Below are 14,599 nucleotides of genomic sequence, written 5' to 3' on the forward strand. Positions count from 1 at the left end.
TTTAATTTATTAATATTTAATATAAAAGAATTATTTAATAAAATTAGTAAAACTAATAAAATCTATTTAATATGAAACTATATAATATGAAACTATTTAATATAAACTTTTAATATAAAAATATTTAATATAAAGATTATTTATAATAATTATTAAGATAATTAATAAAAAAATGGTGTTTAATTGACAAAACAAAAAGGAAAATTATTTGGAATTGGTATAGGGCCTGGAGACAGCGAACTTTTAACAATAAAGGCTGCTAAAATCCTTGAAACGATTCCAATAATATGTTCACCGAAATCATCACCAAAAAAAGAGAGTATAGCCCTTTCTATTGTTAAGCCAATATTAAAAAGCAGAGAAAAAAGAGAAAAAGAAATAGAAAGGGAAAAAATAGAAGAAGAAGGAAATAAAAATAGTGATGTTCCCCAACTAAAGGTTTTAGAACCAATATTTCCTATGACTGAAGATAAAGAAACCTTAGAAAAACATTGGGACGATGCATCTAATTTAATAGCTAAACATCTGGATCAAGGGGTTGATGTAGCTTTTATCACTTTGGGAGATCCTTCTATTTATAGTACGTTTTCATATGTACAGAAAAGATTAGAAAATAAATATGAAATAGAAATGATTCCTGGAATTAATTCTTTTACAGCATGTGCTTCAAGTATAGGTAAGCCATTGGTAGAAAAAGATGAAATACTCATGGTAGTTCCAAAAATCGATGCTCGTTTGGAGAAACTACTTGAAGAAGGAAATAGTTTTGTTTTAATGAAAACTTCTAGAAATACAGAAGAATTAGAAGAAATAATACATAAACAAGATGGTAAAAAAGATATAATATCTGTCCAAAATTGTACAATGGAAAATGAGAAAATAATAGATGGTTTTCCAAAAAATAAGCCATATTTAACTACTACAATAGTTAAACTAAAAAAATAGAAAGTGAAAAGTCTATTTATAATAAAATAATACTTGAAATAAAAATTAGAGTTTTAAAAGCAATAATATAAAGTATACTATAAATATACTATAAAGTATACTTAAAATATGATTAAATAATTAAAAAATAATTAAAATATAGGTTAAATATATTTAAATATAGCTTAAATATAGGTTAAATAAGAATATAAAAAGAATTAAAAATCAAATAATCAAATTTTACTTGAAAAAGAATAATCCTAATTAAATAGGATATTCTAAATTGAAACAATGAAACTTGATTTCTGAATTATTCCAATGTTTCTACTTCAAATACACAGCGATTGTCTCCCATTGTGAAACAATGAGTTTCTGTCACTTTTAAATCTTTCTTCAAAAATGAAGATAAGATAGCTTCAATTATTCCTCCATCTAAATAACAAGCTGGTTTCCCTGTTTTTGGAAGTAATTCACACTCAAAACAATCATAAGATGTAATTTTAATTTTTTCTCCAAGATCAAATTCGATACGCCCCAAACCGTAATCTTCCCAAAATTCTTGCACGTTTTTAAGGAAGGTATCAACATCATCATCCTTAAGTTCCTCATATAAAGCTAAACCAATATGATAACCTGCTTCATACAATAAAGGGTTAATATTAATTCCTTCTTGGATTAAAGTAGAACGAAAAGTATGGAATAAAAGGCGAGAAAAGTCAAATTTATCAGAATCTTTTTTATTTATAATATTTTCTATTAAAAATTCTGTTTTTTGTTCTTTAAGTTCAAAAGGTTCAGGAACTTCAATCTCTCCCAAAAATCTAGAATTAATATAGAATATTTTTTTTCTTTGATCTTCTGGATCAAATTTAAAAGAAATAACTCCATCTTTTCTTAAAGATTTTAAATGAACAGAAACAGTAGATTTAGATTTTCCAGTATTTTTAACGATTTCATCAAATTCCATCTCACTATCTTTCAACATTGAGAGAATAACAAGTTTAACAGGACTTTTAATTACATTTACACCTATTTCTTTATGTCCTTTAGAAAAAATTTGAATAGGTTTTTGTTTTTTTGCTTCATTAATTTGGTCACTAATTTCCATATCGATACCCCTTTAAATTCAAGGATATTACTTATTATTAGTATTAATCAAGACTAATTAATACATAATTAATAGGACTTATAATATATTTATGTAATATATATTTAATATAATATCATTTTAAAAAATGTTATAATTTCATTATATCAGATTTTTAACTTCTTTAAAAATGTAAATATTAAAAACAGAAGAATTAATCTTAAATTAGCTTTAAATTAATATTTTAAATTAGTATTTTAAATTAGTACTCTTAATTAATAATTTTAATTAATATTCTTAATTAATATTTTAGAAAAAATATATTAAATAATATTTAAAATCATTCCATTACTGTTCGTCATAATATATATTGTTTACTTTGTAATTTCCACTATATAAACCTTTTCTTTAGAACAACCATATAAAATGTTAATAAAAGAGCTGATTATAATTATTAAGTGAATCAAAGATAATAAATTATTTAAAATGAAAAATTTAATTGTTTTAAAGGTTTTTATTAGAAATTAAACGAATAGAACAAATGAATAAAATCCAAACAGTTCGTATATAGTTAAAATTATAGATAAAACAAAAGATTGTTTCATATGATTAAATCTTGTCAATTAAATAACAAAATTTATATATGACTTAATCTAAAATAACTATATGTTTCTAAATGTACGAACGTTCTTATATATTAGTACTATGTATAATGGCTGATGAGTGTTCTGTATAAATTAATACAAAGAAATAAGCTATAAAAGGCATAAATTTAAAAATATGAGAAATAAGGAGATATAAAATGAAAGCAAAAGCAATGAAGATAAGTGAGGGCGTATATTGGATAGGAGTACTTGATTGGGATTTAAGAGTTTATCATGGATATACTCTTGATGGTACTACTTACAATGCATATTTAGTATTTGGTGATGATAAAGTAGCATTGATCGATAACGCATATCCTGGGAAAACTGAAGAGTTAATGGCTAGAGTAGACGATGCATTTGCACAAGAAGGAAAAACTGGAGAAAATGCTAAAGTAGATGTAATTATACAAAATCACGTCGAAAAGGACCATAGTGGAGTTTTAGTAGATCTCCACAAAAGATATCCAAATGCACCAATATACTGTACTGAAATAGCTGTAAAAGGATTGAAAAGACATTACCCTGGAATTAATGGAGCAGAATTTATTACTGTTGGAACTGGAGATGCTTTAGAGCTTGGTGGAAAAACTTTAGCATTCTTAGATGCATTCCTTCTCCACTGGCCAGATAGTATGTTCACATTATTAGTAGAAGATGGAATATTATTCCCTAATGATGCATTTGGTCAACACTTATGTTACTCTAAAAGATTCGATCATGAAATCCCTGAACATGTTTTAATGGATGCTACTAAAAAGTTTTATGGAAATCTTTTAGTTCCTCTATCAAAACTTGTATTAAAGAAATTTGAAGAAGTTACAGAATTAGGTTTACTTGAACAAATTAAGATGATAGCTCCTTCACATGGACAAATATGGACCGATCCAATGAAAGTCATTGGTGCGTATAGTGAATGGGCTACAGGACAATGTAAAGATAAAGTAACAATCGTTTATGACACTATGCACTATTCAACCCAAAAAATGGCTCATGAAGTAGCTGAAGGTGTAATAGCTGAAGGATATGATGTAGAAATGTTCTTCTTACATGAAGATGAAAGAAGTGAAATAGTAAAAAGCATTCTTGATAGTAAAGCAGTAGCTATTGGAATACCAACTATTAATAATGGACCATTCCCAAGTATTGGAGATCTTATGTACTATATGAAAGGTCTCGAATATGACAGAACTGGAATTGAAAGAAAAGCTGTCACTTTCGGTTCTATGGGAGGAAAAGGTGGTGCTGTGGACATCATAGCTAAAGAATTAAATGAATCTGGTTTCGATGTAGTAGACACTTGTGAAGTCTATTATGTTCCTGATGAAGCAGAAAACGAAGATTGTTTTAAATTAGGACAAAAATTAGTAGAAGAAGCCAAAAAACTATAAAACTATAATTTAACAGAATATAAATAGAATATATCTATTATATTTGATAATTTATTTTTTTATTTTTTATTATTTTATCATTATATTATAATATTTTATAAATTATATTTTATAATTTTATATCTATTGTAATCTTATATTTATTGAATTAATAATATATAAAGAATCATTATTATAAAATTAGTGAAAAATATAATAATAATAAATAATAATAAATTGGATATAGCATAAAAATAATTGAAAATATTATATAAGGAGAAAAGAAAATGCCAAAATATGAACATAAAATTGGAGTTACCAAAGGAACTGACGTAGAAAAAGAAGTACAAGCTAATTTCATGGGTGAGACCCAAGAAGTAGGAATGTATTTAGCTATGTCTAGACAAGCTTCTAGAGAAGGTTATGGGGAGTTAGCTGAAGTATTTAAAAGATTGGCATGGGAAGAAGCCGAACATGCTGCAAGATTTGCAGAAATGAATGGAGTCATTAAACCAACTTTAAAAGAAAATGTTGAAATGATGTTAGAAGGAGAATTAATGGCTAATAAAGAGAAAAGAGAAGCTGCAGAAAAATCTGAAGAATGTAAGCTCGAAGACCCTTGTGATTTCTTTAAAGAAAGTTCCAAAGACGAAGGTCGTCACGCTAAAATACTACAAGGAATATTGGAAAGATATTTCTAAATATTTTTTTATTTTTTCTAATAAATTTTTTCTTATTTTTTAAACTAATTATTTTTACATATTTTTTCTTATTACTTTAATTCAATTTTTATATTATATTCTATATTATATTCATTTTTAAGTTATTTTAAGTTATATTATTATTTAAAATATAATATTAACAAAATCAATCTTTTTTTTTATCTTATTTATCTTATTTAACTTATTTAAACTTATTTTAATTTATTTTAATTTATTTTAACTTGTTTTAACTTAATTATCAATACTTTAAATTTATTTTCTAAATTATTTTATTTAATTCTAAAACTAAAAAAATATAAAAAATTAATTAACTGTCAATGTTATTTAAAAAAATATTTATAAATATCATTAAATCATTAAATATAATCAATTATAATAAAATAAATTAGGTGAAAAAATGAATGAAAAGATTTCAATAGCAGCATGTAATGGAATGAGTGCATTAGGCCTTGTTACTAGAGCCGTTAGTAATGATTTGGCAATTGATAAAGATAATATAGTTTCTATATGCATTACAGCTACAGCTGCTGATAATGATGATTTCAATGAAATGATCAAAAAATATCCAATTTTGGCTATTAATGGATGTTCTGATTCATGCGTAAATAAAATATTAAAATCAAAAGGGGTTTCAGTTGAAAAATCAATTAATGTAGATAAATTTTTAGAAGATAATAATTTAAAAGTAAATGATCCTTCAAGATTAGATGTTGATGGTGAAAAATCTGTTAAAAAATTAAAAGAAGCTATTTTTGAACAAATAGACTCTATTTAGATTATATATCCATTTATTCTGTATATTCTATTTATCTATTTATCTATTTATTCAATTTATTCAATTTATTCTGTTTATCTATTTATTCGATTTATTATCACTTCATTCAATTATTAACTATTATTATCATTAATAAACATAAAATTATAATTATAATTAAATATTATTAAATAAAAAAGAAAATAAGGAAACAATCATGAGCATAAAAATAGCTATCATTAGAGATGAACCTGTTTTTGGAGAAAGAGCCTGTGAAACAATAAGTAAAGAATTTGAAACAGAAATGTTTGAAGTAGAATCTCCAAAAGGAATATTTATAGATGATATAGAAATTAGCCCATCATTAATTGAAAAATTAGCTAAATTTGATTTAATAATAACCTATATCAAACAAGCCGATATGACCCTTGAACTTATAGAACAACTACATGAAAAAGTTTCATGGATCATTGTAGGAGTTTGGAGAGGAGAAGGATTTAAAAAACAGCTTTTAAAATATAAAAATGTTTCTGTTCCTGATGCTATGTGTGAATTAGAAGGAAATAAAGGAAATTCAGTTTTTAAAGAATTCACAGAAAAGTTTGGAAAACCAGATATAAAAATAAATTGTCAAGGAGAAAGAATAGCTGAAATTGATGTTATTAGAGGCTCTCCTTGTGGAGCTACAGATTTTATGGCAAAAGATATGATTGGAAAAGAAGCTACAGATATCGATATTACAGCTAAAAAAGCAGGTCTTCGAATCCAACATTACCCCTGTAGAGGTCATAAATTACGATTATTCGCTGATGAAGAATCACATAAACAAATAGCTTCACAATTACACCATGATGCTGTTAAAAAAGCTTTAAATGAAAATAAAAAAGAAAAATAATCAAAAATAGATAATAGAAGAAATAATAAGAATGAAAGAAAATAACTAGATAATGAAAGAAAATAATAAATTAATTTAATTAGTAAATAATTAGTAAATAAATAATTCAATAATTATTTATATACTAAAATAAATTAAATCCTAGTCCCATTATTAAGCTTATAGCGATTATAAATATTAAAAACCAAGATATTAAAGTAACAATTGGTTTAACAAAATTTTCAGGTAATTTATAATCTAATAATTCTTCAAATAAGTGACCTCCATCCAAAGGTTTCATTGGAAGAAGATTAAATAATCCAACAGCTAAATTAAGGAAAGATATCCACATAAACAAATCAACTAATCCAAACCAAATCCATGGTAGCTGATTTCCATAGGTATTAGCTACACTACTCTCAATTTCATAATGTTTAACTCCCTGAATACCCATATAACCAACAGAAGCATTGTTTGGATTTTTACCTGCCGTGAAATTATAAGTTCCCGTGTTAGTCGTGATATCAACGGTTTTTCCTGGTTTTAATGTAGAAACCGCATCAGAATAGCTAGATCCACCAGTTATCTCATGCCCATTAATAGATTCAACTATCATTCCTTCTTTTAAAATATTATCAGCAGGAGCACCTTCGATAATTTTTTGTATTTGAACTCCATTTTCATTGAAAGCATCTGGAATAATAAATGTTGATATTGAAGTCATGATTAAAAATGCAACAGCAAAAAGACAAATGTTAGCAATTGATCCTGCTGCATAAACCCTCATTTTCGCAATTTTACTTGATTTTTCCATATCTTCTTCATCTTGTTCAACAAAAGCACCTGGAAGAACTGCAAAAAGCAATAATCCAATTGATTTTATCTTTATTTTTTCTGTTCTAGCTAAAATTCCATGAGCAAATTCATGAACAATTATAACTGTAGCTAATCCAATTATCCCATAAGCAAATGGGATAAAAATTGGAGAACCTGGAACTTCAACTCCTGGAATAACTAAAGATACAGAAGGAGTTTGGGTAATTGTAGAAAGTGAAAAGAATAATGAATATGTTATCAGAACCATAGCTATAAAAGAAACAACTATTCCTACATTCATAAACCATTTCCAAAATCTTGGAGATATATTAGCTATTCTGTCAATAAATCCTCTAAGACGTTTAGTTTTCCACATAAGCAAGGGAAAATTAATTTCTAATCCATGGTTAACTAATCTTTTCCTAAAGACTAGTGCAACAATCCATATAATTGCAAATCCAATCGCATAATACCATAATGCATTCATTATTTCACTCTTTAATAAAAAATAAAATTGATTTTTACTTATTGATTATGAATTTTTTAATGTATAAATTTGATTATTTAAGTATTAAATGTTAATGTATTAAATTGTTGATTTATATAATTACATATAATTTTTATTATTTAATGTATAAATTTAATTATTTTAATTTATTTATAATATTTAATAAATTATTAATTTAAACTATTTATTCCAATTCATGGCTTCAAAAAAGACAACATCAACAATATCACCTTTAGTTATTCCTTCTTGATTTTCATCAACAATTATATAACCATTGGCTTCAACCATAGATCTAATTACTCCAGAACCTCTGCTCAATATAGACCTTACTTTTTCATCATCAGCAAATACACGAATGTAATCTGTTCGCCCTAAATTAGAATAAATCTTAACTTCTGCTTCTCTTTTTTCCATTCTAGGATTGAAGTCAATATTTTGCATTTTGAATAAAAATCTTCTAACAATTGCATCAAATTGCCCCATAGCAGCTACAGGATATCCAGAAAGCATGAAAATTGGAGTTTCATTTATTAAACCAAATCCAACTGGTTTTCCTGGCCTTATAGCTACCCCATGAAAAAGAACTTCTCCTATTGCATCAACAGCATCAATAACTACATCTCCTTTACTAATAGCTGTTCCACCAGTTGTAATGACTAAATCATAATCTTTAGAACTATCATCTAAAATTTCTTTAACTGTATTAAAGTTATCTTGAGAATAGCTAATATCAACATTTGCTCCACAACTTTCAACCATAGATCCAATAACATATTGATTAGAATTAATAATTTGAGCTTTATCGAGATTTTTAGTGGGATTAACCAATTCATTTCCTGTTATGATTAACTTAACTCTTGGTTTTTTGTAAACTTCAATAGAATCAACACCTGCAGAAGCTATAAGTCCCATTTCTTGAGGACGAATGATAATATTCGAGTCAACAACTTTATCCCCTTTTTTAATATCTTCACCAGATATAGCTACATTTTCACCTGGAGTAACTTGAGAATGAATTTTGATATATTCATCATCAGTTCCTTCATTTTCAGTAATAGTATATTCTTCCATTAAAACAGCATTAGCCCCATCAGGAATAGGAGCTCCGGTAGCTATTCGAATAGCTTCGCCATTATTAATTTTTTTATCAGAAAATGCTCCAGCACCAATTTGATCTATAATTTTTAGTTCTTTAATAATATTAGAAGAAGCACCAAAAGTATCTTCGGCAATAACTGCATAACCATCCATAGCAGATTTATCAAAAGGTGGAGAATCATGAAAAGAATAAATAGCAGTAGCTAAAGCCCTTAGATATGAATCTTTCAAATCAATAGTTTCTATTCCCATAATCTTCTGATTTTCAGCTAAGATATCTAGAACTTCTGACATTGGAATTAATTCAGATAAAAACATTTAAAATCCTCAATAAAAAATCATAATATAAAATGTTGTTAGATAAATTTTTGTTATATGAAATCTTGTTAGATAAAATTTTGTTATATAAAATGTTGTTAGATATAATAATAAAATTATTAAATAAATATAATTAATAATAATATTGAAATTAAGCCATAAATGCTTCAATAACACCATTATATGCATCTTTTAGATCTTCAACAGCTATTTCAATATCACGTGATAATTTTAGAGTATTGCCTTTAACTTCACCAATACAAGCACAAGGAACATCAATACTATCCAAGACATCATCTAAAACATTAGGTTTTACTGTGATAATATATCTTCCATGACTTTCTGAAAATAAAATATTGTTTAAGGATACTTTTCCTTCATTATTATCTTCTGTAGGAATTTTATCCAAGTCAATTTCTGCACCTATACCACTTGATATTCCCATTTCACTAAGTGCTATAGCTATTCCTCCAGCAGAACAGTCATGAATAGCTGTTATATTATTTTCAACACCTTTAAATTTTCCAGGATCATTATCTAAAAGATTTAATATAGATTTTGAAGCTACAATCTCATCATCAATTCTGATTTTTGGAGCTTCACCTTGTTCAAGACTGTGAACAGCTCTATGATATTCAGACCCATCTACTTCATCATAGGTTTTTCCAATTATGACAATTTTGTCTCCTTCATTTTTAAAATCAAGAGTTCGGACATTATCAAGGTTAGCTACACCAACAACACCAACAGTAGGAGATGGATTGATTTTTATACCTTCTGTTTCATTGTAAAAGCTTACATTACCACTGATAACAGGTGTTTTGAACTTTTCAGCTAAATCAGACATTCCTTGAACACATTGTTTAAATTGCCAAAGTATTTCTGGATTTTCTGGATTTCCAAAGTTTAAACAATCAACAACAGCATAAGGCTCCCCACCCATAGAAACAACATTCCTAATAGCTTCAGCTACACTTCCAGCTCCCCCATCATATGGAGAGAGCTTTGTATGAATACTATTACAATCACAACTAAGTACAACTGCGTTCTCATCATCTACTTTAAGTACAGCAGCATCATCTCCAGGTTTTACAACAGTTCTAATTTGAACTTCATGATCATACTGTTTATAAACCCACTTTTTAGTAGCTATATTAGGTGAAGAGAGAATTTTAAGAATTGACTCATCTATTGATGGATCTTCAACTTTAACATAATTTTCATCCTTTTGAAGAGGAGTGGTATCCCGATTAAGTGAAGGAGGATCTGCAAGAAGTACTGCTGGCATACAAGCTATTGGTTTACCATAAGTTTCTTTTATTCCATCACCAACAATAAGAATATTTTCATTAGACTCATTTTTTACATCATTGCTCTTGTTTTTATCAGTATTATCATCTTCAACAATCATCAACTTATTATCAGTAACTTTACCAATGATAGCTCTTGGAAGTTCATATTTATCACAAATAGCAAAAGCTTCATCTACATATTTTGGGTTTATAACAAAAACCATTCTTTCCTGGGATTCTGATAACATTATTTCATAAGGAGTCATTCCTTCTTCTCGAAGAGGTATAGAATTTAAATCAACTACTGCCCCATTTCCACATTTATCCACAAGTTCAGAAATACAGCAAGTAAGTCCTCCTCCACCAAGATCTTTAACTCCAGATACATCAATTTTTTCAAGAATTTCAAGAGAAGCTTCTAATACCTTTTTCTTTGTAAATGGATCTCCAACCTGAACAGCTGGCCTATCTTCAATTTCAGAATCAGATGTTAACTCTTCTGAAGCGAATGTTACACCATGAATTCCATCTCTTCCAGTCATTCCACCCATAAGAAGGAAAACATCTCCTACATTAGGAGCTATTCCTTTAACAATTTTATCTTTTTCAACAAGTCCTGCACACATTACATTTACAAGTGGGTTTGTTCTAAATGACTCATCGAATTCAACTTCTCCACCAACAGTAGGAACACCTACACGATTTCCATAATCTGAAATACCTTTAACAACATGTTCAAATAAATATCGGGATTTTTGATCTTCAAGTGGTCCAAAACGAAGACTATCTAAAAGAGCTATTGGCATTGCACCCATCGAAATAATATCTCTGAGTATTCCTCCAATTCCAGTTCCAGCTCCCCCATAAGGTTCAATAGCTGAAGGATGATTGTGACTTTCAATTCCCACAGCAAGAGCTAGCTTATCAGTTATAGCTACCATTCCTGCATCGTCACCAGGCCCCATTATTATATTTTCCCCTTCTGTAGGAAAGAGACCAAGAATAGGCCTACTACTTTTGTATGAACAGTGCTCAGAGAACATTATATCTAACATTCCTTCTTCTAGTTCATTAGGTTCTCTTCCAAGTTTTTCTTTAATATATTTCATTTCAGAATCTTCTAGCATTCCCACACTTCCTAATAATAATGATATAAAAAGATTAATTAAATGATAAAAATTATACTAAAATTACAATATTTATAATATTATACTAAATAATACTAAATTGCAATAATTATAATAATTACAATAATTTAGATATGATATAATTTAACTATGATAATTTATAATTAATTGTATAATAAGTTGTATAAAACTTAATATAATTATCTTTCTACAACTTAGTTAAAATACTTTATATAAATATCATATATTTATTATAAATAATGATTAAAAAAATAAAAAAAATAAAAAAGTGAGATAATTAAAATAATTAATTATTATCTCTTTAAATATAGATATATTATTTTGTTTTAGTGTTTTAGGCTTATTGATTTTTTGTTGTTAGCTAGTATTATTTCTTTGTTTTTGTTTTTGGGATCGATTTGGAAGTGGGCTATGCAGTATCTGTGATTAGCTTTATCTGGGAAGTAGCTGACGATTATTGATATTTTCTTTCCTGGAGCTATTGATTTAATTTTGATGTATTTGGTTTTGATTTTAACTCCGTTTCTCATATGGAAAAGAGCCAAAGTAGTAGCCTTAGATTTTAAACTTCCAGTATTAGCTATTGTAACTCTATATGTAGATACTCTTTTCTTGAAAGACAATTTTTTAATTGATGCAATTCCTAAGTTAGTTTTAGGGTTGACTTTCTGCACTTTTGATATTGTTGATGATTTGTAGTTGTTGTCTCCTGCAAATTTAGCTGTTAAAGTATGTTTTCCACCCTTTAATCCAGCGATATTGAATACAGCTATTCCATTGTTATTAGTTGTTGCTGTGTATGTTTTTCCTTTGATTGTTATTGATACTTTTTTGCCTTTGAGGATATTTCCATCTGCATCTTTAAGAGTTACTTTTATATTGGTTTTTTTACCTTGGTTGATTGTTGGTGCAGAAATTGTTAGAGTAACAGTTTGAATAGCTCTAAAACTAGTAGTTTTACTAAATGCATAGTATACATTGTTTTGATTTAAAGCTACTGTAACTTGAATATTAGCTATTTTAGTTGGAATATAAGTTAAACTCCACTCACCAGCACTATTAGTAGTTACAGTATATACTTTACCATCAACAGTAACAGTTAACTTAACATTAGCTAATGGATTACCATTTTGGTCTTTAGCTACACCACGAATAGTGGTTGGTTTTCCAACAGTAGAATTAGGAGCAATTATAGTTGAACTAGCTGATAACCGTTTAATAACACCATCAGCTATATTATTTTTAGCTTCTCCACTACTGCCCTCACCAGTAGATGCATATATTCCATTATCATCTCTATCTGGATTGCTATTAGTTATAGTAGAGTCCCCATCAACATTGACTTCACTATTACCACTACTGCCGTCACCAGCAGTAGTAGCTATTGAATCACCATTATTACCAGCAGTATTATTAGCTATATCAGAATCATTAACATTAACATTACTATTACCAGTACTATTCTCACCAGTAGAAGAAGAAACACCACCACCATTGTTACCGGCAGTGTTGTCAATTATGGTTGAGTTATTAATATTAACATTACTACTGTCAATAAGATAAGTATCACTAGTACTAGAAGAAACAGCACCACCATCCCTGCCAGCAGAATTACCAGTTAAATCACAATCAGAAATAATTACATTAGAACTAGAAATAGATATGGCTCCGCCATCAAGAGCTGCGTTGTTATATCTAAAAGTAGAATTAGTAATATTCACTGAACAATTATTATCTATTCTTAACGCACCCCCACAAGCACTAGCATTATTGTCCTCAAATAAAGAATCGATAATCTGAACATTACAATTATTTGACATAAATACAGCACCAGCTTGGTTTCCACTATGATTCTTAAAAGTACAATTACTAATTATTCCTGAATTATTATTGGCCATGAAAATTGCACCACCAATAGAAATAGCAGAATTAGATATAAAGCTACAATTAATTATTTCAAAATATTTAGTATTGGAGTGAATTAATAAACCTCCACCAGCATCAGTAGCAAAATTAGATATAAAATTACAATTAATTAAACTTATATTAGCACTATAAATATTATAAAGCCCCCCACCTAAACCACCAGCATTATTAAATGTGAAATTACATCCAGTTAAACTAATATTTCCCTGATTAAGAATTGCTCCACCACTACCAAGTGCAGTATTATTAGTAAATACACAATCTATTAATGTCATTTTTGTAGCTTGATTCATATTGATGATTGCACCACCATGACCATATAAACCACCATTAGTTGAATTTCCATTGATAAATGTTATATTGATGAAAATCACGTCCAAATTGTTGTCGATTATGAATATTCTTGATAGTCCTTGTGCATCAAGTATTATTTTGCCTGTTGGGCCGTTTCCTTGTATTGTGATGTTTTTGTTAATTGTCATGTTGGTATTGTTGTTACCTGTGTATGTTCCTTCATCCAATTCTATTATATCACCAGGACTTGAACTACCGAGTGCACCACTTATTCCACCAGCAGTTGTATTATCAATAGTAGTTGTTGTAGCTGCAAAACCAGCTTGTAAACTAATTACAGCTAATAGAAAAATACTTACTATAATTAATGTATGAGTTATTTTTTTATTTTGTTTAATTATTTCACCTCCCCTTTTATAAGGGTTAAAATATATATTCAAAATTCTAAATGTGATTAAAAAAGAATAAATGATTCTAAATAGAATTTAAGGGGGTGATATATATATATAAAAATTCTTAATAGAACACATTTTATCTTTTTAATACCACATTACAAATTTATTTTTGATTAATAAACCCAAATTAATAATCTAATTAAATGATTTTCCCAAAAAAGATCATTTTTCATTAATTAGGTACCATTAAGAAAAGCATTTACTCAAAAAAATTTTATAAAGCTCCTTTAATCTTATTAATCAAAAGAAAATTACTTTAAACACATTCATGTTATAATAATTTTCTTTTCTATTAATACAAAAACCAAATAGATACCAATAAAATTACTATTTATTTAAAAAATAACTTCGTTAAACCTAAGTTAAACG

At 27.5% G+C, this 14,599-nt stretch carries 10 protein-coding genes; 5 read left to right on the plus strand and 5 right to left on the minus strand.

The window, feature by feature from the left end:
- The first annotated feature begins 183 nt into the window (after positions 1–183).
- On the plus strand, positions 184–945 hold the full coding sequence (gene cobI / locus KQY27_RS00710) for a precorrin-2 C(20)-methyltransferase (protein WP_224424662.1): 762 nt from the start codon (positions 184–186) through the stop codon (positions 943–945).
- Positions 946–1,234: 289 nt separating this feature from the next.
- Here cobI and KQY27_RS00715 read toward each other — a convergent pair whose 3' ends face one another.
- Positions 1,235–2,032 carry a V4R domain-containing protein gene (locus KQY27_RS00715; RefSeq protein WP_224424663.1) on the minus strand — a complete coding sequence of 266 codons (798 nt, stop codon included), beginning with the start codon at positions 2,030–2,032 and terminating at the stop codon, positions 1,235–1,237.
- 781 nt (positions 2,033–2,813) lie between these two features.
- Between KQY27_RS00715 and KQY27_RS00720 the strand changes: the two genes are divergently transcribed.
- The 4 genes from KQY27_RS00720 (at position 2,814) to KQY27_RS00735 (ending at position 6,396) form a co-directional block, all read left to right on the plus strand.
- Complete coding sequence (locus tag KQY27_RS00720) at positions 2,814–4,046, plus strand: FprA family A-type flavoprotein (RefSeq protein ID WP_224424664.1); 1,233 nt, start codon at positions 2,814–2,816, stop codon at positions 4,044–4,046.
- Between the two features lie 266 nt (positions 4,047–4,312).
- Positions 4,313–4,726: a ferritin family protein gene (locus tag KQY27_RS00725; protein WP_224424665.1), complete on the plus strand. Its 414-nt coding sequence runs from the start codon at positions 4,313–4,315 to the stop codon at positions 4,724–4,726.
- A 418-nt stretch (positions 4,727–5,144) separates the two neighbouring features.
- Positions 5,145–5,522 (plus strand): putative zinc-binding protein, encoded by a 378-nt coding sequence (locus KQY27_RS00730; protein ID WP_224424666.1) that lies wholly within the window; start codon positions 5,145–5,147, stop codon positions 5,520–5,522.
- Positions 5,523–5,718: 196 nt separating this feature from the next.
- Positions 5,719–6,396, plus strand: a complete 678-nt coding sequence (locus KQY27_RS00735; protein WP_224424667.1) for a DUF166 family protein — start codon at positions 5,719–5,721, stop codon at positions 6,394–6,396.
- Positions 6,397–6,520: 124 nt separating this feature from the next.
- On the opposite strand, the gene KQY27_RS00740 is transcribed toward KQY27_RS00735, so the two are convergent.
- The 4 genes from KQY27_RS00740 to KQY27_RS00755 all read right to left on the minus strand — a co-directional run bounded on the left by KQY27_RS00740 (position 6,521) and on the right by KQY27_RS00755 (position 14,215).
- A complete protein-coding gene (locus KQY27_RS00740; RefSeq protein ID WP_224424668.1) occupies positions 6,521–7,678 on the minus strand; it encodes a site-2 protease family protein in 1,158 nt (385 codons plus the stop codon).
- Positions 7,679–7,879: 201 nt separating this feature from the next.
- A complete protein-coding gene (gene glp / locus KQY27_RS00745) occupies positions 7,880–9,115 on the minus strand; it encodes a gephyrin-like molybdotransferase Glp (protein ID WP_224424669.1) in 1,236 nt (411 codons plus the stop codon).
- Between the two features lie 151 nt (positions 9,116–9,266).
- Positions 9,267–11,534 (minus strand): phosphoribosylformylglycinamidine synthase subunit PurL, encoded by a 2,268-nt coding sequence (gene purL / locus KQY27_RS00750; protein ID WP_224424670.1) that lies wholly within the window; start codon positions 11,532–11,534, stop codon positions 9,267–9,269.
- Between the two features lie 347 nt (positions 11,535–11,881).
- On the minus strand, positions 11,882–14,215 hold the full coding sequence (locus KQY27_RS00755; RefSeq protein ID WP_224424671.1) for an Ig-like domain repeat protein: 2,334 nt from the start codon (positions 14,213–14,215) through the stop codon (positions 11,882–11,884).
- Between the last annotated feature and the right edge of the window lie 384 nt (positions 14,216–14,599).

The organism is Methanobrevibacter sp. TMH8, assembly GCF_020148105.1.
Lineage (GTDB): Archaea > Methanobacteriota > Methanobacteria > Methanobacteriales > Methanobacteriaceae > Methanobinarius.